The sequence below is a fragment of the Enterobacter sp. RIT637 genome (assembly GCF_019718755.1).
Classification (GTDB): domain Bacteria; phylum Pseudomonadota; class Gammaproteobacteria; order Enterobacterales; family Enterobacteriaceae; genus Enterobacter.
Window position 1 is genome coordinate 301,134 of sequence record NZ_JAIHAZ010000002.1, and the last position, 20,934, is coordinate 322,067.

21 protein-coding genes are annotated in these 20,934 nt (G+C 53.1%); 9 read left to right on the forward strand and 12 right to left on the reverse strand.

Annotated features, from left to right (window positions below):
* Both K5E19_RS04970 and pdeR read left to right on the forward strand, forming a co-directional pair.
* A partial coding sequence (locus tag K5E19_RS04970) for an RNB domain-containing ribonuclease (protein ID WP_221550252.1) occupies positions 1–679 on the forward strand: 679 nt, incomplete at its 5' end.
* 317 nt (positions 680–996) lie between these two features.
* The gene (pdeR, locus tag K5E19_RS04975) at positions 997–2,985 is read left to right on the forward strand and encodes a cyclic di-GMP phosphodiesterase (RefSeq protein ID WP_221550253.1); all 1,989 of its coding nucleotides are present in this window, start codon (positions 997–999) and stop codon (positions 2,983–2,985) included.
* Here the strand turns inward: pdeR and K5E19_RS04980 are convergent.
* Positions 2,982–3,851 carry a crotonase/enoyl-CoA hydratase family protein gene (locus K5E19_RS04980; protein ID WP_221550254.1) on the reverse strand — a complete coding sequence of 290 codons (870 nt, stop codon included), beginning with the start codon at positions 3,849–3,851 and terminating at the stop codon, positions 2,982–2,984. The two genes, pdeR and K5E19_RS04980, sit on opposite strands and share 4 nt — an antisense overlap.
* Positions 3,852–4,044: 193 nt before the next feature.
* On the opposite strand from K5E19_RS04980, the gene K5E19_RS04985 reads away from it, so the two are divergent.
* The 3 genes from K5E19_RS04985 (at position 4,045) to osmB (ending at position 5,501) form a co-directional block, all read left to right on the forward strand.
* A complete protein-coding gene (locus K5E19_RS04985; protein WP_221550255.1) occupies positions 4,045–4,227 on the forward strand; it encodes a hypothetical protein in 183 nt (60 codons plus the stop codon).
* A 42-nt stretch (positions 4,228–4,269) separates the two neighbouring features.
* Positions 4,270–5,022 carry a DNA-binding transcriptional regulator YciT gene (locus K5E19_RS04990; protein WP_221550256.1) on the forward strand — a complete coding sequence of 251 codons (753 nt, stop codon included), beginning with the start codon at positions 4,270–4,272 and terminating at the stop codon, positions 5,020–5,022.
* Between the two features lie 260 nt (positions 5,023–5,282).
* Positions 5,283–5,501 carry an osmotically-inducible lipoprotein OsmB gene (osmB, locus tag K5E19_RS04995; RefSeq protein ID WP_089600616.1) on the forward strand — a complete coding sequence of 73 codons (219 nt, stop codon included), beginning with the start codon at positions 5,283–5,285 and terminating at the stop codon, positions 5,499–5,501.
* A 102-nt stretch (positions 5,502–5,603) separates the two neighbouring features.
* On the opposite strand, the gene yciH is transcribed toward osmB, so the two are convergent.
* The 5 genes from yciH to pgpB all read right to left on the reverse strand — a co-directional run bounded on the left by yciH (position 5,604) and on the right by pgpB (position 9,253).
* The gene (yciH, locus tag K5E19_RS05000) at positions 5,604–5,930 is read right to left on the reverse strand and encodes a stress response translation initiation inhibitor YciH (RefSeq protein WP_010431741.1); all 327 of its coding nucleotides are present in this window, start codon (positions 5,928–5,930) and stop codon (positions 5,604–5,606) included.
* Positions 5,930–6,667: an orotidine-5'-phosphate decarboxylase gene (gene pyrF / locus K5E19_RS05005; RefSeq protein ID WP_221550257.1), complete on the reverse strand. Its 738-nt coding sequence runs from the start codon at positions 6,665–6,667 to the stop codon at positions 5,930–5,932. Before pyrF ends, yciH begins: the two co-directional genes overlap by 1 nt.
* Positions 6,668–6,852: 185 nt before the next feature.
* A complete protein-coding gene (gene lapB, locus K5E19_RS05010; RefSeq protein WP_221550258.1) occupies positions 6,853–8,022 on the reverse strand; it encodes a lipopolysaccharide assembly protein LapB in 1,170 nt (389 codons plus the stop codon).
* Positions 8,023–8,028: 6 nt separating this feature from the next.
* The gene (locus tag K5E19_RS05015) at positions 8,029–8,337 is read right to left on the reverse strand and encodes a LapA family protein (protein ID WP_010431755.1); all 309 of its coding nucleotides are present in this window, start codon (positions 8,335–8,337) and stop codon (positions 8,029–8,031) included.
* Between the two features lie 148 nt (positions 8,338–8,485).
* On the reverse strand, positions 8,486–9,253 hold the full coding sequence (gene pgpB, locus K5E19_RS05020; protein WP_221550259.1) for a phosphatidylglycerophosphatase B: 768 nt from the start codon (positions 9,251–9,253) through the stop codon (positions 8,486–8,488).
* 197 nt (positions 9,254–9,450) lie between these two features.
* Here pgpB and ribA point away from each other — a divergent pair, with 197 nt between their 5' ends.
* Positions 9,451–10,041, forward strand: coding sequence for a GTP cyclohydrolase II (ribA, locus tag K5E19_RS05025; RefSeq protein WP_013096372.1), 591 nt, complete (start codon positions 9,451–9,453; stop codon positions 10,039–10,041).
* A gap of 36 nt (positions 10,042–10,077) precedes the next feature.
* Here ribA and acnA read toward each other — a convergent pair whose 3' ends face one another.
* The 5 genes from acnA to topA all read right to left on the reverse strand — a co-directional run bounded on the left by acnA (position 10,078) and on the right by topA (position 17,566).
* The gene (gene acnA, locus K5E19_RS05030) at positions 10,078–12,753 is read right to left on the reverse strand and encodes an aconitate hydratase AcnA (protein ID WP_221550260.1); all 2,676 of its coding nucleotides are present in this window, start codon (positions 12,751–12,753) and stop codon (positions 10,078–10,080) included.
* Between the two features lie 164 nt (positions 12,754–12,917).
* The gene (gene ymiC / locus K5E19_RS24200) at positions 12,918–13,016 is read right to left on the reverse strand and encodes a small membrane protein YmiC (protein ID WP_042713577.1); all 99 of its coding nucleotides are present in this window, start codon (positions 13,014–13,016) and stop codon (positions 12,918–12,920) included.
* 311 nt (positions 13,017–13,327) lie between these two features.
* Positions 13,328–13,468, reverse strand: coding sequence for a YmiA family putative membrane protein (locus K5E19_RS05035; RefSeq protein ID WP_214579162.1), 141 nt, complete (start codon positions 13,466–13,468; stop codon positions 13,328–13,330).
* A gap of 337 nt (positions 13,469–13,805) precedes the next feature.
* Positions 13,806–14,780: an HTH-type transcriptional regulator CysB gene (gene cysB, locus K5E19_RS05040; protein ID WP_006175683.1), complete on the reverse strand. Its 975-nt coding sequence runs from the start codon at positions 14,778–14,780 to the stop codon at positions 13,806–13,808.
* A 188-nt stretch (positions 14,781–14,968) separates the two neighbouring features.
* A complete protein-coding gene (topA, locus tag K5E19_RS05045) occupies positions 14,969–17,566 on the reverse strand; it encodes a type I DNA topoisomerase (RefSeq protein ID WP_221550261.1) in 2,598 nt (865 codons plus the stop codon).
* A 399-nt stretch (positions 17,567–17,965) separates the two neighbouring features.
* Between topA and K5E19_RS05050 the strand changes: the two genes are divergently transcribed.
* Positions 17,966–18,217 carry a YciN family protein gene (locus tag K5E19_RS05050; protein WP_010431772.1) on the forward strand — a complete coding sequence of 84 codons (252 nt, stop codon included), beginning with the start codon at positions 17,966–17,968 and terminating at the stop codon, positions 18,215–18,217.
* A 34-nt stretch (positions 18,218–18,251) separates the two neighbouring features.
* On the opposite strand, the gene sohB is transcribed toward K5E19_RS05050, so the two are convergent.
* Positions 18,252–19,298, reverse strand: a complete 1,047-nt coding sequence (gene sohB / locus K5E19_RS05055; RefSeq protein ID WP_221550262.1) for a protease SohB — start codon at positions 19,296–19,298, stop codon at positions 18,252–18,254.
* Positions 19,299–19,550: 252 nt separating this feature from the next.
* On the opposite strand from sohB, the gene K5E19_RS05060 reads away from it, so the two are divergent.
* Together K5E19_RS05060 and cobO are read left to right on the forward strand one after the other, a co-directional pair.
* On the forward strand, positions 19,551–20,312 hold the full coding sequence (locus K5E19_RS05060; RefSeq protein ID WP_221550263.1) for a YciK family oxidoreductase: 762 nt from the start codon (positions 19,551–19,553) through the stop codon (positions 20,310–20,312).
* Positions 20,309–20,899, forward strand: a complete 591-nt coding sequence (gene cobO / locus K5E19_RS05065) for a cob(I)yrinic acid a,c-diamide adenosyltransferase (RefSeq protein WP_221550264.1) — start codon at positions 20,309–20,311, stop codon at positions 20,897–20,899. Before K5E19_RS05060 ends, cobO begins: the two co-directional genes overlap by 4 nt.
* Positions 20,900–20,934: the final 35 nt, after the last annotated feature.

Genomic DNA, 20,934 nt, shown 5'->3' on the forward strand with positions numbered 1-20,934 from the left:
CGACCCGGCTAACACCGAGGCGCTGGCTGCCCTGCTGAAAACGCATGACGTGCATGTCGATCCAGAAGAAGTGCTGACGCTGCAAGGCTTCTGCAAACTTCGCCGCGAGTTGGATGCGCAGCCTTCCGGTTTCCTCGACAGCCGTATTCGTCGCTTCCAGTCCTTTGCCGAAATCAGCATTGAACCGGGACCGCATTTCGGCCTGGGGCTTGAAGCCTATGCCACCTGGACCTCTCCGATTCGTAAGTACGGCGACATGGTAAACCATCGTCTGCTGAAAGCGATTATCAAAGGGGAAACGGTTGCACGCCCTCAGGATGATTCCACCGTGCAAATGGCCGAGCGCCGCCGCCTGAACCGTATGGCTGAACGCGATGTCGGTGACTGGCTGTACGCGCGTTTCCTGAATGATAAAGCTGGAACGGATGCCCGCTTCCCGGCGGAAATCATTGATGTCAGCCGCGGCGGTATGCGCGTACGTCTGGTGGACAACGGTGCCGTTGCTTTCATTCCAGCGCCGTTCCTGCATGCAGTACGCGACGAACTGGTGTGTAGCCAGGAAAACGGCACCGTGCAAATCAAAGGCGAAACGGTTTACAAAGTCACGGACGTGATTGACGTAAATATCGCTGAAGTTCGCATAGAAACGCGCAGCATCATTGCACGCCCGGTTGCCTGACAAGCTGTTAAATTGTCGACCCTTCCTTCATGGACGGGTCGACAAACTCTTCTCTCATCACAAACCGCAAAATCACTGACTATTTTCAGCCTCCTCCCGCCCAAAATCGCCATAATTATCTACATTAAAAGAATCCTTCATATTCGGTTACGTGAATTTTTATACGCTGAGTATCCTTTTTTGCCTGACTCGTTTTATTATTAGAAATCAGGGAAAAAACAATAAGTTCACTTCGGTTTTGCCGCTGCATCACAACGGAAAAGTCGACAACAGATGAATAATTTGTGCGCTAATGAGCAGCTGCGGGAGACAACAGGATGGACGATTTGGAGCAGAATTTGCTGTTTCGTTACATGGGAACCCACAGCCCCTGGTGGCGACTGACCGCTGACAGCAATGCTCTGCACCTCTCCACCAGTGAAAATGCCGATGTGACGCAAGTGATCGCGTTGAATGATGAACAGGCCGCGCTCATCCGCCAGCTAACCGTCATCACCTCCAGCATCTCGATGACCCTCTCTTTGTACGGTGAAGATGTTCCAGTCCATCTGGTTGGGCGCAAAATTACCCGAAACGAGTGGGCCGGTACGGCCTCTGCCTGGCACGATACCCCTTCCGTTGCGCGCGATCTGGCGCAGGGCCTCTCTTTTGCCGAACAGGTTGTCTCAGAAGCCAATTCAGTTATCGTTATCCTGGACCAGAACGGCAATATCCAGCGCTTTAACCGCCTGAGCGAAGAGTACACCGGGCTGAAAGAGCACGAGGTGATCGGGCAAAACGTCTTCAAACTCTTTATGACCCGCAGCGAAGCCGCTGCCTCAAGACGTAATATCGCCGGTTTTTTTCGTAACGGCAGTTCCTACGAAGTTGAACGCTGGGTTAAGACCCGCAAAGGGCAGCGATTGTTTCTGTTCAGAAACAAATTTGTTCACAGCGGCAGCGGTAAAAATGAAATTTATCTTATCTGTTCCGGTACCGATATCACGGAGGAGCGGCGTGCACAGGAGCGCCTGAGGGTGCTGGCCAATACGGATACCATCACCGGACTGCCAAACCGAAACGCGATCCACGAGCTGATTTCCGATGCCATCGACTCCCGGGGAGACACTCAGGTCGGCGTGGTCTATCTCGACCTGGATAACTTTAAAAAAGTTAACGATGCCTACGGGCATATGTTTGGCGACCAGCTATTGCAGGCCGTCGCACTTGCCATTCTGAGCTGTCTGGATGAAGGTCAGGTGCTGGCGAGACTCGGCGGCGATGAGTTTATTGTGATGGCAACCGATACCTCACAAGGCTCACTGGAAGCCATGGCATCGCGTATTTTGAACCGGTTACGACAACCCTTCCGCATCGGCTTAATTGAAATTTACACCGGCTGCTCTCTGGGCATCGCCCTTGCCCCGCAGCATGGTAACGATCGCGAGAGCGTCATTCGCAACGCGGATACCGCCATGTATACCGCGAAAGAGAACGGGCGAGGCAAGTTCTGCGTTTTCTCTCCAGAGATGAACCAGCGGGTGTTCGAATATCTTTGGCTGGATACCAACCTGCGCAAAGCGCTGGATAACGACCAGCTCTTGATCCACTACCAGCCGAAAATAACCTGGCGCGGCGAAGTCAGAAGCCTGGAAGCGCTGGTGCGCTGGCAGTCGCCAGAGCGCGGACTTATTCCTCCGCTGGAATTTATCTCTTACGCCGAAGAGTCCGGCTTGATTGTGCCGCTTGGGCGCTGGGTTATGCTGGACGTGGTGCGTCAGGTGGCGAAATGGCGCGATAAAGGCATTAACCTGCGGGTGGCGGTCAACGTATCAGCACGTCAACTGGCAGACCAGACGATATTCAGCGACCTGAAACAGGCGCTGAAGGATCTGAATTTTGAATATTGCCCTATCGATGTTGAACTGACCGAGAGCTGTCTGATCGAAAACGAAGAGCTGGCCCTTTCGGTCATCCAGCAGTTCAGCCAACTGGGGGCGCAAATTCATCTGGACGATTTCGGGACAGGCTATTCCTCCCTGTCACAGCTGGCGCGTTTTCCTATCGATGCCATCAAGCTCGATCAGTTGTTTGTTCGGGATATCCATAAACAATCCATTTCTCAGTCTTTGGTCCGTGCGATTGTGGCCGTTGCCCAGGCACTGAACTTGCAGGTCATTGCGGAAGGTGTGGAGAGTGCAAAAGAAGACGCCTTTCTGACTAAGAACGGCGTCAACGAACGGCAAGGTTTTCTGTTTGCTAAGCCGATGCCCGCTGCCGTTTTCGAGCGATGGCTAAAGCGCTATCAGTCACGAAAGATGCGTTAACTGGCCTGGCGTAACCCCGCCGCCTGGTGGCGGTTTTGCAGCAGAACCAGACGTTCCATATAAGCGATATCTTTCGGTTCGAGGCAAAACGCGGCATCGACCCAGTCTTCCGTAATATCCATCAGTTCACTGCGCGGCAGCTGCAAAACGCGGGTACGGGCGCGGAGCATTGCCCTTACGCCGTTCAGTTTCGGCTGCAGCGTGTCGATAAATGTCCGGACGGTGACGTAGCTTTGTGCGGGTTCAAACAGCACATCCACCAGTCCGTGCTGTTCGTACCACTCAGCCGTATGGGATTCCCCTTTGTAGATGAGCTCCTCTGCCAGCTTCATGCCTGAGCGGCGCGCAACGAGCGAATAGCCCCCCATCCCGGGGAACAGGTTAAAGGCGATCTCCGGAAACCCTAAGCGGGCATCGCGCTGAGCCAGGAGAAAATGGTGCGCCAGCGCAGCCTCGAAGCCACCGCCCAGGGCGCTCCCTTCAACCATCGCCAGCGTAATTGCCCCTGTATCAAACCCCCGTGATGCGGCGTGCACGCAATCAACACAGGCACGCGCATAGGCACGCAGTGCTTCACGGCGCCCGTTTTGAATGCAGTCCACGAAGAACTGCAGATCCCCACCTGCGTTATACATATCGGGTACCAGCGATCCGGTCACCCAAAAATCGACCGCAAAACCGGACTGGCGAACCAGCCAGGAAAGGTTCATGATCTCCTCTATTAATGCGTGGTTGAAGCAAGGGCGCGGTTGCGACCGCAACATCATCCAGACTGTGCGACGCTCCGCCTCATAATAGCCCGCCAGCTGAGTGAAACGTTCAGTATCGGTAAACAGTGTGCAGGTTGCTTGATTGATAACGGTCATAGTCTAATTCCTCTTAAAAAAAAGCGCCTTGCGCGCAGTTTTAGACTAATCCACTCAATAAGCCCGCAGCATGAGAGGGAATAAATATGTCACTTTCATTTATGTAATTTAGTTATTGCATTTTTTCCCTTCTCTTTTGTTCCCATTTTCTGCATCATTGAAAATATTAACTTTTCGCTTCTGGGGTGAGATTATGTCTGACATTGATGCACTGGCTGTAGCACGACGTATTGATACGGTGCTGGATATCCTGGTAGCGGGTGATTATCACTCTGCGATCCGTAATCTTGAGATCCTGAAATCAGAATTACTGGCACGCAAAGATTCCGATTCCGCGCCAGAAAGCGCTCAGCCAAAAGCCCCGTGGGAAGTTTGACTCCACCGTTTCCGACCTCGTTTCGCTTTTTAAATGGATGCTATGAATTCCCGACAACAAATCATTTTGCAGATGGTCATCGATCAGGGGCGCGTAAGCGTGGTCGATCTCGCTAAAACGACCGGCGTTTCTGAAGTCACAATCCGTCAGGATCTTAACCTTCTGGAAAAACAGAGCTACCTGCGTCGTGCGCATGGTTATGCCGTCCCACTGGACAGTGAAGACGTTGAAACCCGCATGATGAACAATTATGCCCTTAAGCGCGAACTGGCAGAATTTGCTGCGTCATTAGTGAACAATGGTGAAACGGTCTTTATTGAGAATGGCAGCAGTAACGCCCTTCTGGCACGCACCCTGGCCGATCAAAAAGACGTCACCATCATCACCGTCAGCAGCTATATTGCGCATCTGCTGAAGGAGACGCGCTGTGAGGTCATTCTGCTGGGCGGTATTTATCAGAAGAAAAGTGAAAGCATGGTGGGTCCACTCACTCGCCAGTATGTCCAGCAGGTTCATTTCAGCAAAGCGTTCATTGGCATTGATGGCTGGCAACCTGACACCGGCTTCACCGGCCGGGATATGATGCGTTCTGACGTGGTTAATGCCGTGCTGGAAAAAGAGTGTGAAGCGATTGTCCTTACCGACAGTTCGAAATTCGGTTCCGTGCATCCTTACATGATGGGCCCGGTAAACCGATTTAGCCGCGTGATCACCGATGACCGTCTGAGTGATGATCATCGCCAGCAGCTTGAGCAAAACGGCCTGACCGTCGATATTGTGAGAAAATCTGCCTGACCCTCCTCTGCGCCTGAATATCGGGCGCAAACCGCCTCTCTCTGAGATGATTCCGAAGCCTGCTTTAAGAGTTTTTACCTGTTTAACCCGGGTTAAACAGGTAGAATTAATATTAGCGATATAACAGGAAGTGACTATCACTTGCGTGATTACGTAACACCTGCGCGACTAGCTTTCACGGAAACAGAATTTAAGTATGACTATTGTCTATACTTAAAGTGCACTTCTTTCCGTGAATCGATAATTCAGGAGAAAGTATTATGACCTTTACCAGCAAAAAAATCGCTGCCGCTGTTCTGGCAATTACAGTAGCTATGTCCCTGAGCGCGTGCTCTAACTGGTCTAAACGTGACCGTAACACCGCGATTGGTGCGGGTGCCGGTGCTATTGGTGGTGCGGTATTAACGGATGGTAGTACGCTGGGTACATTAGGTGGTGCTGCTGTCGGCGGTATTATCGGTCACCAGGTGGGCAAATAATCACCATAACGGCTCTCACCGGTCTAATAATATATTCAATATTTTTCAGGTCTGACTTACACACGTATAAAGAGCCACGGTTAACCCCGTGGCTCTTTTTATTTAGCCGCCCGCCAGTTTAACTTTCATTCCTTTGGCTTCGAGCAGCGTTTTAATTAAATCGCGTTTGTCGCCCTGAATTTCAATCACGCCATCTTTCACTGCACCGCCGCAGCCGCATTTCTTTTTTAATTCTGCGGCCAGTTTAGCCAGCTCCGCATCATCCAGATCGATCCCGGTAATCAGGCACACGCCCTTGCCTTTTCGACCGCTGGTCTGACGCTGGATGCGCACGATGCCGTCACCTTTAGGGCGTTCAGCTTTCTCTTTTGGCTCATCGATACGCCCGGTCCCGGTGGAATAGACCAGGCGGCTGTTGGAATCGCTCATCAGGCACCCTTTTTCAATGACGCATTGATCGCTTTCAGCGTCTGCGCCGGATCTGCAGATTGCGTAACGGGACGGCCGATCACCATATAATCCACACCAGCAGCTAACGCTTGTTCTGGCGTCATAATACGGCGCTGATCGCCAACTTCACTGCCCGCAGGACGGATACCCGGCGTGATCAGCTTAAATTGCTGGCCCAGTTCGGATTTGAAGCGCACCGCCTCCTGGGCTGAACAGACTACCCCATCGAGACCGCAGTTTTGCGTCAGACGTGCGAGACGTTCAGCTTGCTCGGCGGGTGACAACGTCACGCCAAGATCGCGCAGGTCAGATTCATCCATACTGGTCAGAACGGTGACCGCAATCAGGAGCGGCGCATCTTTGCCGAAGGGCACCAGCGCTTCGCGCGCGGCGGTCATCATACGCGCCCCACCCGATGCATGGACGTTGACCATCCACACGCCAAGCTCGGCAGCAGCAGCGACGGCATGCGCAGTGGTATTAGGAATATCGTGGAATTTCAGGTCCAGGAAAACGTCAAACCCACGCTGCTGAAGATCGCGGACAATTTGCGGACCAAACAGCGTAAACATCTCTTTGCCAACTTTCAGACGGCAATCTCGCGGATCGATACCATCAACAAAGGCCAGCGCGGCGTCGCGGTTATTGTAATCAAGCGCAACAACAACAGGAGAATCAGTAATTACGCGGGAAGCGGAGGAAGTAACAGACGTCATGACCAGCCCTTTTCGTCTATGGGCGCGCAGCGGCGCGGAACAGATAAACGGCCTGCATTCTACCTGCCAGCGTTGGAAATTGACAGAATCGATTTCCTTTCCTGCCTGACCGAAAAGTGCACGGTGCTGACTTAGTGCCAAAAACCCGCTAGTATGTTGTAACTAAAATGGAGCGTTTTAAAAAATTACTGCCCGTCAAGGCCGCGGATCGGCTTGATGGTTGACCAGGCCCGGCACGAAGGACAGTGCCAGTACAGTGTATAGGCGGTAAACCCGCACTTCTGACAGCGGTAGCGCGGCTTACTGCGTACCTGCTCGCCGACCATATCGCGCAGCACCATCAGGCTCTCTTTCGCACGCCCTTCTTCCGCGTCGTTCAGGTGGTAATCCATCAGTTTATGGAATACCCGCATCGTCGGATGGCGCTGCAGTTGGCGCGTAATATACACCTGCGCCGTATCGCTGCCCTCGTGTTGCTCAACGATGTCGGAAAGCATCAGTTCAGCCGTCGCACCGGTATTTTCTTCAACACAGCGGCGCAGGAAAGCAACCCATTCGTCCTGCTTGCCTAATTGCTGGTAGCAGGTTTGCAGCATTTCCAGCGTCTCACTCACCAGTTCTTTATCCTGGTCGATGACCCGCAGCAGGCTTTCTACCGCTTTGGCAAACTCGCCGTTTGCCATAAACACGCGCCCCATCATGATTGATATACGCGCACTGTTACGGTCCGCTGCGGCACCTTTTTTCAGCAGCGTCATGGCCTTATCCATGTCATCGCTGCCCATCTGCTGAAGCGCCAGTTCGCAATAGAAATGAGCAATTTCAACGCGCTGCTTATCTTTGCCAAGCTTCACCAGACGTTCGGCTGTGTCTATGGCTTTTTGCCAGTCGCTGGTCGCCTGGTAAATCTGCAGTAATTGCTGGAGCGCACTGATACGGAAGTCGGTCTCATCAACCAGTTGGGTGAACATGCCTTCGGCACGGTCGTACAGCCCCGCCGCCATGTAATCGCGTCCCAGTTGTTGAACGGCCAGCAAACGTTGATCGTAGGTCAAGGACGCGCTTTCCATCAGCGTCTGGTGAATACGAATAGCGCGGTCAACCTCACCGCGCGAGCGGAACAGGTTACCCAGGGTGAGATGCGCTTCTACGGTGCCCGTATCCTCTTTTAACATATCAAGGAACAGATCAACCGCTTTATCCTGTTGATTGCTCAGGAGGAAGTTTACCCCCGCAACATAGTCGCGGGAGAGCCGGTTGGCCTCATCCTGTTTTGTTTGTTGCGCACTTCTGCGGCCCATATACCAGCCATAGGCTGCGGCTACAGGCAAAAGCAGAAACAACAACTCCAGCATATTCGATTATTCCTTGGCTACCGGCACACCAGAACTCTCCGGAATGTCAGTCGCGGGCGCAATTTGATGTTCAAGGCGTTTGATTTTACGTTCAGCGCGCACAAGCGAAACACGAACTTTAAGCCAGAAGAGACCACACACCAGCCAGCCGATGATAAAACCGGCGGCAAACAGGACCGCGAGCAGGCTCGATACCCGATACTCGCCCTGTGCAAGCAGATAGTTAAAGGTCACCTGCTGATCGTTTTGCGCACCTAAGGTGACGGAAATAACAAAGATCGCCAACACCAGTAAGAAAATGAGTAAATATTTCACATGACTTCCCGTTATGTGGTTCAAGCGAATAAAGTCTGTTCAACTCACCGCAATCAGCCTTATAAACTACCATTTTAGTGACGGGCGCGAAACGGAAAAAGTTGCGCGCCCGTCATGGATTTATGGGCAAAATACGGAAAATCAACCTTCAGACACCGCTTTGCTCTCGCTCGGCGATTTCTTCCTTCTCTTCTGGTGGCGGCGTCAGCGGCCCACAGAATCGTTCGGCAAGCCAGGTGGCTAACGTTACCAGCAGCCAGGAAATCAGCGTGGCCACCACTAAATCACGCGGCCAGTGCATCCCCAGCAGTAAACGGCTCCCCATCACACCGGTTGCCCAGACTAACAGAATCGCAATAGTGACCGTCCGGCGTCGCGGCCACAATAGCCCGACGCCGAGCAGCGCCCAGCTTGCGGCAAACATCGTGTGCCCGGAAGGAAACGCGAAACCGGTCTCCTTTTGCCAGTGTTTACGCAAAAACGCAGGAATATCCTGCTGTTCCGAAAGCTGCTCTTTTACCAGCGCACCCCGGTCTTTACGTTTTAAAGTGTAGAACTCATCCACCGGCACATGGTGCGTTTTTTCCATCCAGATAACGAAAGGACGCGGTTCCTGTACCCGATCTTTAACCCAGGATTTTACGCCCTGACCTACCAGAATGGCGCCGCCGAGGATAGCAAATAACACCAGTGCTGCGCGCAGACGAAAGCGCAGGCACCACAGGAACCAGGCGCAGAGAAGAACATGCGTGATGATCCCCCACGGCTGTGTCACCGTCTCCGTTATCCAGTATAACGTTTTCAGCCACATGGCGTTTTGGCCCGGCTGCCACATCCAGCCAGAGCACCATACAACCAAAGGCATCACAAGTAGTACGGCCGCACCCGCTGCCGTTCGTCTGGCGATTGAAAGCATGTCTTCTCCTTTTATGCTAAGCACCACAATCATAACTGAAATTCCTCCAGATGGTGGATATGTCGGATCGTGCGTTTAACGCGCGTATAGCATGGTGGTGATTAGGCGAACTTGAGGAGCTTGTGGCAAAATGAACAGATAGAGAAAGCCAAACAGGCAGACGGCACGAAACGTGTCAGCCGATTCTGGAGAATCACATGCAGCTTAAACGTGTGGCAGAAGCCAAACTGCCAACCCCATGGGGCGATTTCCTGATGGTGGGTTTTGAAGAACTGGCAACCGGACAGGATCACGTCGCGCTGGTCTATGGCGACATTTCAGGGCAGACGCCGGTGCTGTCCCGCGTACATTCAGAGTGTTTGACCGGCGATGCGCTATTCAGCTTGCGCTGTGACTGTGGTTTCCAGCTCGAAGCCGCCCTCTCGCACATTGCGGAAGAAGGCCGTGGCGTTCTGCTGTATCACCGTCAGGAGGGTCGTAATATTGGCCTGCTAAATAAAATCCGCGCTTATGCACTCCAGGACCAGGGTTACGACACGGTAGAAGCCAACCACCAGTTGGGCTTTGCCGCTGACGAACGCGATTTCACCCTGTGTGCAGATATGTTCAAGCTGCTGGGCGTGGATGAGGTTCGCCTGTTGACCAATAACCCTAAAAAGGTCGAAATTCTGACCGAGGCGGGGATCAACATCGTCGAACGCGTGCCGCTGATTGTCGGACGTAACCCGAAAAACGCGCACTACCTCGACACCAAAGCCGCGAAGATGGGCCATCTGCTCAGCGAGTAATCCTGAAAGCCCGGCCGTAAAGCCGGGCTTTATCCATCAATCCAGCATCTTACGAATCACATAGTGCAAAATGCCGTCGTTCTGGTAATAGGTCAGCTCTGTTGCCGTATCGATGCGGCACCTGCACTCCAGCACCTCAACCTTCCCATCTGCCCGCGTTAGCTTCACCGGAACCGTTTTACCCGGCAGCAGGTTTTGCAGACCGCTAATGTCAATCTGCTCTTCCCCGGTCAGGCCCAGCGTTTTACGGGTGACGCCCTGTGGAAATTCGAGAGGCAGGATCCCCATCCCGATCAGATTCGAGCGGTGAATACGTTCGAACGATTCGGCAATGACCACGCGAACCCCGAGCAGGCGCGGCCCTTTCGCAGCCCAGTCGCGGCTGGAGCCCGAGCCGTACTCTTTCCCGGCAATGACCGCCAGCGGCGTGCCTTCCTGCTGGTATTTGACGGCCGCATCGTAAATGGAAACGACCTCCGCACCAGGCAGATGACGCGTCATGCCGCCTTCCACTCCCGGCACCATTTCATTGCGGATACGAATGTTGGCAAACGTCCCGCGCATCATCACCTCATGGTTACCCCGGCGTGAACCATAGGAGTTAAAGTCGCGGCGCTCTACACCCCGGCTTTGCAGATAGCGTCCAGCCGGGCTGTCGGCTTTGATGCTGCCCGCCGGTGAGATGTGATCCGTGGTGACAGAATCCCCCAACATCGCGAGAATGCGCGCGCCGTGGATATCCTGAAGCGGCGCGGGCTCGGCCAGCATGTCATCGAAGAATGGCGACAGGCGGATATAGGTTGAATCATCCTGCCAGTCATAGGTATCCGAGCCGACGATGTTGATGGCTTTCCATTCCGGCGTGCCTTCAAACACCTCCGCATACTCTTTGCGGAACATTTCGGTCGACACTTTTTCTACCGCACGCGCAATTTCTCGCGACGACGGCCAGATATCTTTCAGATAGACCGGCTCGTTCCTGCGATCGTGACCAATCGGGTCGGTAACCAGGTTGATGTTCATATTCCCGGCCAGCGCGTAAGCGACGACCAGCGGCGGCGACGCCAGCCAGTTGGTTTTAACCAGCGGATGAATACGGCCTTCAAAGTTTCGGTTACCTGAAAGCACTGCGCCAACGGTCAAATCGCCCTGCTTGATCGCCATTTCTATCGGTTCCGGTAGCGGACCGGAGTTACCGATACAGGTGGTACAGCCATAGCCAACCAGGTTGAAACCCAGTTCATCCAGATACGGGGTCAGCCTGGCCTGTGCGAGATAATCGGAAACCACTTTGGAGCCCGGCGCGAGCGAGGCTTTCACCCACGGCTGAGGCTTGAGGCCCAGTTCCACCGCTTTTTTCGCCAGCAGCCCGGCGGCCATCAGTACGCTTGGGTTGGAGGTATTAGTGCAGGATGTAATGGCGGCGATGACCACAGCACCATCAGGGAGCTGATACTGATGCCCGTTCATGACATAGTCGACCGGACGGTGATCCTTTTGTGCCGTATTCACTTCCAGCTCATTGCTGGCCGCGAAGGCCTTTGGCACATCGTTTAGCGCAACGCGATCCTGTGGCCGTTTTGGCCCAGCCAGACTCGCTTCAACCGCACTCATATCCAGCGCCAGCGTGCTGGTAAAGACCGGCTCATCCCCCGGGTTGCGCCACATGCCCTGCGCTTTGGTGTAGGCTTCGACCAGCGCCACCTGCTCCTCGCTGCGACCACTCAGACGCATATATTCCAGCGTGACATTATCGATTGGGAAGAAGCCGCAGGTTGCGCCGTATTCCGGCGCCATATTGGCGATAGTGGCGCGATCCGCCAGCGGTAATGAATCAAGTCCGTCGCCGTAGAATTCAACAAACTTGCCTACCACGCCATGCTTACGCAGCATCTGGGTAACCGTCAGCACCAGGTCCGTCGCGGTAATCCCTTCTGAGAGCTTACCTGTCAGTTTGAAACCGACGACATCAGGAATCAGCATGGAGACAGGTTGCCCAAGCATCGCCGCTTCCGCTTCGATGCCGCCGACACCCCAGCCCAAAACGCCCAGCCCGTTGATCATGGTGGTATGGGAATCCGTACCGACCAGCGTATCCGGGTAAGCGACCCATTCCTTGTCCTGTAATTCGCTCCAGACGGCTTTGCCAAGATATTCGAGGTTCACCTGGTGACAGATGCCGGTGCCCGGTGGAACAACGCTGAAACGGCTGAAAGCCTGCTGCCCCCACTTCAGGAAAACGTAGCGTTCATGATTACGCTCCATCTCCAGGCGAACGTTCTCGCCAAACGCATCATCATCGCCAAAATGGTCAACGGTCACCGAGTGGTCAATAACGAGATCGACGGGGGAAAGTGGATTCACTTTTGCTGTATCGCCCCCCAGACGTTTAACCGCTTCACGCATGGCGGCTAAATCAACAACGGCAGGTACGCCGGTAAAATCCTGCATCAGCACCCTTGCCGGGCGATAGGCTATCTCTCTGTCGGCATGGGCATCCTTGAGCCAGCCTGCCAGAGCATGAATGTCCTCGGCGGTGACGGAATCTTCATCCTGCCAGCGCAGGAGGTTTTCGAGTAGAACTTTCAACGACTTGGGTAACCGCGAAATGTCTCCAAGCGTGTTGGCTGCCAGCGGCAAGCTATAGTAGTGCCAGGTTTTATTTTCTGCCTGCAACGTGTCCTTACTGGCTTCGCGTAGGGTTAACGACATAAGCTCCTCCTTAATCACAGGGAAACCCTGACAATCATCAGGGCCGTAATTAAAGATAACACAAAGATGTCGTAACGTTTTGATAACAACCCAAATTGATAAATCCAGGAAGGTTCTGGTGAAGCGTAAAAACAAAAAACCTCGCCGAAGCGAGGTTTTAGCATTTAGTGGATAGCCAGCCAGATAAGCTGACACCAGAAGAGAATCGACACGGAAAAAACGCCGATCCATGACCAGTATTTGAGAGTTGTCATGTTATTCATCATAGGGACACCAGGCTTTAATTATTAAAGATTCCGAGGTCAGCCCTCAGGTCTATATTGCTGATGTGTATTTATTAAAGAGTACAAAAGCACAGAGTCATTATTCAGACTATTTGCATCATTACGCAAAAAACTAAATTATTGTTTTTTGGGTTCGTCTTCCGCGAACACATCAATAAATGCCTGCTGTTGTGCTGTCAGTTTCCAGGACGCAGGTACGGTAGTCGCAGGTGCTTTGCGAGCTTTGTGCCCGTTGTCACGGTGTTGACACATTGGTTTCAGCGTTTCTGAACGTACCGTCACTGCCATATTCAACCCCAATATTTCCAGGCCAGGAGAGCAACCACCACCCAAAACAGGGCGGAGACGAGAAAGACCGCCAGCCAGGCTTTACGCTTGAGCGCAGGATCCCTTTGCGGTTCTTCACTTCCTGAAGGCATTGCTAACCTCATACAATCGACATCGCTTATCATTTTAGGACCAAACAATTGGTACAATTAATCATCTGATGAGATAAATCCTAAAGAAACTTTAGCCGAAAAGCCAGTGAATTTACGTATCTATTCCCGCGAATATTCATTCTTTTGACCAGAAATAAATAATTGAAAAGAAAAATTTGCGAAGGCGTAAAATAGTTTCTACTTTTGTCGCCAATTCGCGACATTAAAACCCTATAGTTTTAATGGGTACTGACATTATATGGCACTGCAGTGCAGATGATGATAATTCTGATTTAGGTTTGAGAGGTTATTTCGGTATCTCTCCGCAGGGGAAAGATACCGGGAGTGATTATTTGGCAGGAAGTTTGATGTCTTTAAACATCTCTTCGATATCTTCGTTTGAGCGCAATGCAACGGCGGTATCAACCACGTCACGGGTTAAATGCGGGGCGAAGCGTTGAATAAAATCATACATATAGCTGCGCAGGAAAGTACTGCGGCGGAAGCCAATCTTGGTCGTGCTATGGCTGAAAATATCATGCGCATCAAGGCGTACCAGGTCCGGGTCGGAAACCGGGTCAACCGCCATGCTGGCAATCACCCCTACGCCCAGCCCAAGCCGCACATAGGTTTTAATCACATCGGCGTCGGTGGCGGTAAAGACGATACGCGGCGTTAAGCCCGCGCGGTTGAATGCCGTATCAAGCTCAGAACGCCCGGTAAAACCGAACGTGTAGGTTACGAGCGGATACTGCGCCAGCTCTTCAATAGTCACCGAACCTTTACCGGCCAGCGGGTGGTCAGGCGTCACGACAATGGAGCGGTTCCAGTGGTAGCACGGCAACATCACCAGATCGTCATAAAGATGAAGTGCTTCCGTCGCGATGGCAAAGTCCGCATTGCCCTTGGAAACCGCCTCAGCAATTTGCGTCGGAGAGCCCTGATGCATATGCAAAGAGACGCGTGGATAACGCTCGATAAAGCCTTTAATAACGCCTGGCAGCGCATAACGCGCCTGCGTGTGGGTGGTTGCGATGTAGAGCGAGCCTTTGTCCGGCCAGGTATGCTCCCCCGCCACGGATTTAATCGCATCGACTTTGGAAAGCACTTCCCGGGCAATCCGAATAATTTCCTGCCCGGCTGGCGTCACCTGTGTGAGGTGCTTACCGCTACGGGCGAAGATCTGGATGCCTAACTCATCCTCCAGCATGCGAACCTGTTTGCTGATGCCTGGCTGCGAGGTATAAAGCCCCTCAGCGGTAGAAGAGACATTAAGGTTGTGATTCACCACCTCAACAATATAACGAAGCTGCTGTAATTTCATGCCAGACCATCCGATTTAGCGCACGCGGGTCAATCGCTTAAGACGATTTGATAATAAGAAAAGGGTTAACTATAACCACTATATCATTTATAGCCTGACTGTATAGTACGTAACAAAAAATAATAACAACGTAATAAAAAAGGGCCGGAAGTCCGGCCCTTTCACAGGTAAGTTACGGTAAGTGAAGATTATTTCTTACCTTCAACCCACTTTCCGTCAACAAAGAACGCCGACCAGCCGGTCGCTTTGCCCTCTTTCTCCGCAGCTACATACTGCTGCTTCGTTTTGCGGCTAAAACGCACAACGGTCTTGTTGCCATCGGGATCCTGCTGTGGCGCATCGGCCAGATAACGCAGTTTTTCCGGCAGGCGATCGCGGAAGCGATGCAGTTCTTCCACCAGCGGCGCACGCGTTTCACGTGATTTCGGGAAGGTGTTGGCCGCCAGGAACACACCGGCAGCACCGTCGCGCAGCACGAAGTAAGCGTCTGACTTCTCACACGGCAGCTCTGGCAGCGGAACCGGATCTTCCTTCGGAGGAGCCACTTCACCGTTACGCAGAATTTTACGCGTGTTTTTACACTCGTCGTTGGTGCACGCCATGTACTTACCGAAGCGCCCCATTTTCAGGTGCATTTCAGAGCCACATTTCTCGCACTCAACGATCGGGCCGTCATAGCCCTTAATGCGAAACTCGCCTTCTTCGATCTCATATCCGTCGCAGGTCGGGTTATTACCGCAGACATGCAGTTTGCGTTTAGGATCGATCAGGTAGCTGTCCATCGCCGTGCCGCATTTTTGACAGCGACGCTTGGCGCGCAGGGCGTTGGTTTCTGCATCGTCACCTTCCAGCACGTTGAGCACTTCGTTCTCAGGCACCAGGTTAATCGTGGTTTTGCAGCGCTCTTTCGGTGACAGCGCGTAACCGGAGCAGCCCAGGAACACGCCCGTGGTTGCGGTACGGATACCCATCTTGCGGCCACAGGTTGGACAGTCAATGCTGGTCAGAACCATCTGGTTAGGCAGCATGCCGCCCTCTTCAGGATCTTTCTCGGCTTTCTCAAGCTGGTCGGTAAAGTCGCTGAAGAAGCTGTCGAGAACCTTCTTCCACTCCGCCTTGTGGCTGGCAACCTCGTCGAGGCTGTCTTCCATCTGCGCGGTGAAGTCGTAGTTCATCAACTCGCGGAAGTTAGCTTCCAGACGGTCGGTGACAATCTCACCCATTTTTTCTGCATAGAAGCGACGGTTTTCAACACGCACGTAGCCGCGGTCCTGGATGGTCGAAATGATCGACGCATAGGTCGACGGACGACCGATCCCGCGTTTTTCCAGTTCTTTAACCAGCGAGGCTTCACTGAAGCGTGCCGGTGGCTTGGTGAAGTGCTGTGCCGGGACCAGGTCGACAAGCGACAACTCGTCACCTTTGTTAACCGCAGGCAGCGTTCTGTCTTCATCGCCCTTACGCAGCGCAGGCATCACTTTCGTCCAGCCATCGAAGCGCAGGATACGACCGCGCGCCTTCAGGCGGAAATCACCCGCGCCGACGGTCAACGTTGTGGAGTCGTACTTCGCAGGCGTCATCTGACAGGCGACAAACTGACGCCAGATCAGCTGATACAGCTTCTGCGCATCCGCTTCCATATCTTTTAACGATTCAGCGAGGACGGAGACGTCAGAAGGACGAATCGCTTCGTGCGCTTCCTGGGAATTCTCTTTGCTGGCGTACTGATTTGCACTTTCCGGCAGGTATTTTTTACCGAAGTTGTCGCTGATGTAGCCGCGAACCATATTAACGGCGTCCTGGCTCAGGTTGGTGGAGTCAGTACGCATGTAAGTGATGTAACCCGCTTCATACAAGCGCTGCGCCATCATCATGGTTTTCTTCACGCCGTAACCCAGACGCGTGCTCGCCGCCTGCTGCAGCGTTGAGGTGATAAACGGCGCACCAGGCTTGCTGCTGGTCGGTTTATCTTCGCGATCCAGCACCTGATAACGCGCTTTTTCCAGCAGCGCCACCGCAGCCATAGTCTGGTCACGGTTTTCAGGACGGAAAGGTTTGTCGTTGTGATGGCTTACCTGTAGCGGCAGGGCATCGCCACCGGGCGTGGTGACATTGGCGTCCACTTCCCAGAACTCTTCTGGAACGAAGGCTTTAATTTCGCGTTCGCGCTCGACGACAAGACGCACGGCTACAGACTGCACACGACCTGCGGACAGACCACGAGCAACCTTTTTCCACAACAGTGGCGAAACCATGTAGCCCACGACACGGTCCATAAAGCGACGTGCCTGCTGCGCGTTTACACGGTCAATGTTCAGTTCGCCCGGCTTCTCAAACGCCTGACGAATCGCATTCTTCGTAATTTCGTTAAACACTACACGGCTGTAGCGTTTGTCGTCACCCCCGATCACTTCCCGCAGGTGCCAGGCAATGGCTTCCCCTTCGCGGTCAAGGTCGGTTGCGAGATAGATGTGGTCTGCTTTTTCAGCAAGCTGCTTCAGCTCGTTAACGACTTTTTCTTTACCTGGCAGCACTTCATATTGTGCATCCCAGTTATGCCATGGGTTAACACCCATGCGGTTGACAAGCGCGCTACGTTCATCCTTTTTAGGCTTTTTAGCCCCTTTGGTGGAGGTAGAGTCTGCGCTCTTTTTGCTGGCTGAGCCACTGGTCGGCAAATCGCGGATATGACCGACGCTGGACTTAACCACGTAGTCATTACCCAGATACTTATTGATCGTTTTGGCTTTTGCCGGGGACTCAACGATGACGAGAGCTTTACCCATATTCACCTTTACCTAATTTAATTCTTCCAGGAATACGCCGCACGTTGATTTCCCTTCCGCTGACGACGAGCCATTGATATTGCGACTGCGCCAGGGGATATCAACCCCTTTGTCTTACTGGACGTCAGAAAGATAACATCCAGGTCATTGACTTATCGGGTATTTTTCTCGCACTCAATATAATTCGTGACGAATTCCCGGTCGAATGTCAAGCAATTCTGTTGCCAGAATGACGAAAGCGCACACTGTACCTGATAAAATTCGTTACGCAACTTTATTAGCATGCAAAAGCAAATCATGCCAGCCAGACCCCTTCGCCTTACCCTCTCAGATTACAGGGAAAATTTGCCCCCAACGCGCCCCGGGCGTAAACTACTGTCATTGTTTAAGGAGTGGATTATGCACAGTACGACCCAACCTATTGACCGAGCGTCTCTGCTTATTGAAGCAAATAAACTCATTCGCGATCATGAAGACACCCTGGCGGGAATTGAAGCCACTGGCGTTGAACAGCGTAACGGTGTGCTTGTTTTCAGCGGAGAATATTTCCTTGATGAACAGGGTTTACCCACCCCGAAAAGCACCGCGGTATTCAACATGTTTAAATACCTGGCGCACACGCTCTCAGAGAAATATCACCTGATCGATTAATGCAAAACGCGAGGCAAATGCCTCGCGTTTTTGTTTACAGCAGCGGTTTTTGACCCCGCTGTAGCCAACGTAGCAGCAGGCGATCTGCACTTTCTGCGGCACTGTTGGTAAAGCGGTCCAGCAGGCGCTTACGCTGGGTGAAGCGCACGCCAACCAGCTCGCGCCCTTTCATCAGGTTCAGCAGCAGATCGTCGCTGGTCCCCACCTCGTCCACCAACCCTTTCTCATGGGCCTGCGTGCCGTACCAGTGTTCACCGGTTGCGACCTGCTCAATATCAAGCGAGGGACGCATGCGGTGCACAAAATCTTTAAACAGGTGGTGTGTTTCGTTGAGATCTTCACGGAATTTTTGACGCCCTTCTTCCGTATTTTCACCCAGCAGCGTCAGGGTACGTTTGTACTGACCCGCGGTGTGAAGTTCGATATCAATCTCTTTATTTTTCAGGAAGCGGTTAAAGTTCGGGATCTGCGCGACCACGCCGATTGAGCCAATGATAGAGAACGGCGCCGCGACAATTTTGTCCGCCACGCAGGCCATCATATACCCCCCGCTCGCGGCCACTTTATCTACGGCCACGGTCAGCGGGATCTGTTTTTCACGCAGGCGCTGCAGCTGCGAAGCGGCCAGTCCGTAACCGTGGACTACCCCGCCAGGACTCTCAAGACGGACCACCACCTGATCCTGCGGTTTCGCTACCGCTAATACCGCCGTCACTTCTTCACGCAGGGAGGAGACTTCATGCGCATCCATGCTGCCTTTAAAATCGAGCACATAGACGCGGGGTTTTGCCTCATCCTGCGGCGCGGCAAGCTTCGCTTTTGCCTTCGCCGCTTTAGCTTCCTGTTTATGTTTTTTCTTCTGCGCTTTCAGCCAGAGTTTCTGTTGATGACTATCAAGCAGCGCCAGAGACATATCTTCCTGCATCTCTTTATACTGCTCGCTCAGGCGGGTGATGCGTAACTCCCCACGCTGACGCTTGCGCTGCGTCAGGTTGACAATCAGAACGGCAACCACCGCAATGGCAATCACCACCGTCGCGATTTTGGCCAAAAACAACCCATATTGAGAAAGTAATTCCACGCGTTCCACCTTGATTTAACCACGAATCTTTCACGGCAGTGTACAACAGCCCTGCCCATGCGTCTCGCTCGTGACATTACCTCTGCGAGCCGCCTTCAGGAATCCCTGGTCTGGAGTTTAAATATTTGCAAATTGTTAATTTTACAGTAATGCGTCCTGTAGACTGATTGAATTATTAGGCTAATTCGGGCATAAAGCCGAAAAGTCATAAAAGAAGGCGCCGTCAAGCCCCAGTGCGCCAGAGGAGTCACCGTGCATTATCAACCGCAAAAAAACCTGCTCCAGAACCGGATCATACTTGTCACAGGTGCCAGCGACGGCATTGGTCGTGAAGCCGCCCTGACGTACGCTGAATATGGCGCCAGCGTCATCCTGACGGGTCGTAATGAAGAAAAACTCCGGGAAGTCGCTCAGGAGATTGAATCTGCTGGCGGCAGCGCTGCTTCCTGGTACACCCTCGATTTACTTACCTGCACGCCCGCTAGCTGTCAGGAACTAGCCCAGCGCATTAGCACGCATTATCCCCGTCTGGACGGCGTGCTGCACAACGCTGGCTTATTGGGCGAAGTCCGCCCGATGGATGAACAAGATCCTGAGATTTGGCAGCAGGTAATGCAGGTTAACATCAACGGAACCTTTTTCCTCACCCAGGCATTACTTCCTTTATTGCTCAATTCTGAGTCCGGTTCGCTGGTCTTCACCTCTTCCAGCGTAGGCCGTGAGGGACGCGCCAACTGGGGGGCCTATGCCGTCTCGAAGTTTGCAACCGAAGGCATGATGCAGGTGCTGGCGGAGGAGTATCAAAACCGTCATCTGCGCGTAAACTGCATTAACCCTGGCGGAACGCGCACAAAAATGCGGGCCAGTGCTTTCCCGACGGAAGATCCGCAAAAGCTGAAAACACCAGCAGACATTATGCCGCTTTATCTCTGGCTGATGGGCGATGACAGTCGCCGTAAAACCGGGATGACTTTCGATGCCCAACCCAACCGCAAACCGGGGATTTCGCAATGAGTGATGAACGCCACCAGCAGCGCCAGCAGCGTCTGAAAGAACAGGTGGATGCGCGCGTTGCCGCAGCCCAGGACGAGCGCGGGATCCTCATCGTATTTACCGGCAACGGCAAAGGGAAAACCACCGCCGCGTTTGGAACGGCGACACGCGCCGTCGGACACGGACAAAAAGTGGGCGTGATCCAGTTTATCAAAGGCGAATGGCCCAATGGCGAGCGCAATTTACTTGAGCCTCGCGGCGTTGAATTTCAGGTGATGGCTACCGGGTTTACCTGGGACACGCAGAACCGGGAAACCGATACAGCCGCCTGCCTCGCCGTCTGGGAGCATGCAAAGCGAATGCTGGCCGATCCTTCGCTGAATATGGTTCTGCTGGATGAAATAACCTACATGGTCGCCTATGACTACCTGCCGCTGGAAGCCGTGCTGGACGCACTGAAGAACCGCCCTGCGCACCAGACGGTTATCGTCACAGGACGCGGGTGTCATCGGGATATTATTGAGCTGGCAGATACCGTCAGCGAGCTGCGTCCGGTCAAGCATGCGTTTGATGCAGGTATCAAAGCGCAAATTGGGATTGATTACTAAACAAAAAAGCCCGGTGCGTTCACCGGGCTTTTAGA

What these genes read in the sequence shown, in the direction of transcription:
- pdeR (WP_221550253.1), top strand. Translation starts at nt 997, where the DNA reads ATGGACGATTTGGAGCAGAATTTGCTGTTTCGTTACATGGGAACCCAC.
- K5E19_RS04980 (WP_221550254.1), bottom strand. Translation starts at nt 3,851, where the DNA reads ATGACCGTTATCAATCAAGCAACCTGCACACTGTTTACCGATACTGAA.
- K5E19_RS04985 (WP_221550255.1), top strand. Translation starts at nt 4,045, where the DNA reads ATGTCTGACATTGATGCACTGGCTGTAGCACGACGTATTGATACGGTG.
- K5E19_RS04990 (WP_221550256.1), top strand. Translation starts at nt 4,270, where the DNA reads ATGAATTCCCGACAACAAATCATTTTGCAGATGGTCATCGATCAGGGG.
- osmB (WP_089600616.1), top strand. Translation starts at nt 5,283, where the DNA reads ATGACCTTTACCAGCAAAAAAATCGCTGCCGCTGTTCTGGCAATTACA.
- yciH (WP_010431741.1), bottom strand. Translation starts at nt 5,930, where the DNA reads ATGAGCGATTCCAACAGCCGCCTGGTCTATTCCACCGGGACCGGGCGT.
- pyrF (WP_221550257.1), bottom strand. Translation starts at nt 6,667, where the DNA reads ATGACGTCTGTTACTTCCTCCGCTTCCCGCGTAATTACTGATTCTCCT.
- lapB (WP_221550258.1), bottom strand. Translation starts at nt 8,022, where the DNA reads ATGCTGGAGTTGTTGTTTCTGCTTTTGCCTGTAGCCGCAGCCTATGGC.
- pgpB (WP_221550259.1), bottom strand. Translation starts at nt 9,253, where the DNA reads ATGCTTTCAATCGCCAGACGAACGGCAGCGGGTGCGGCCGTACTACTT.
- ribA (WP_013096372.1), top strand. Translation starts at nt 9,451, where the DNA reads ATGCAGCTTAAACGTGTGGCAGAAGCCAAACTGCCAACCCCATGGGGC.
- acnA (WP_221550260.1), bottom strand. Translation starts at nt 12,753, where the DNA reads ATGTCGTTAACCCTACGCGAAGCCAGTAAGGACACGTTGCAGGCAGAA.
- ymiC (WP_042713577.1), bottom strand. Translation starts at nt 13,016, where the DNA reads ATGAATAACATGACAACTCTCAAATACTGGTCATGGATCGGCGTTTTT.
- K5E19_RS05035 (WP_214579162.1), bottom strand. Translation starts at nt 13,468, where the DNA reads ATGAGGTTAGCAATGCCTTCAGGAAGTGAAGAACCGCAAAGGGATCCT.
- cysB (WP_006175683.1), bottom strand. Translation starts at nt 14,780, where the DNA reads ATGAAATTACAGCAGCTTCGTTATATTGTTGAGGTGGTGAATCACAAC.
- topA (WP_221550261.1), bottom strand. Translation starts at nt 17,566, where the DNA reads ATGGGTAAAGCTCTCGTCATCGTTGAGTCCCCGGCAAAAGCCAAAACG.
- K5E19_RS05050 (WP_010431772.1), top strand. Translation starts at nt 17,966, where the DNA reads ATGCACAGTACGACCCAACCTATTGACCGAGCGTCTCTGCTTATTGAA.
- cobO (WP_221550264.1), top strand. Translation starts at nt 20,309, where the DNA reads ATGAGTGATGAACGCCACCAGCAGCGCCAGCAGCGTCTGAAAGAACAG.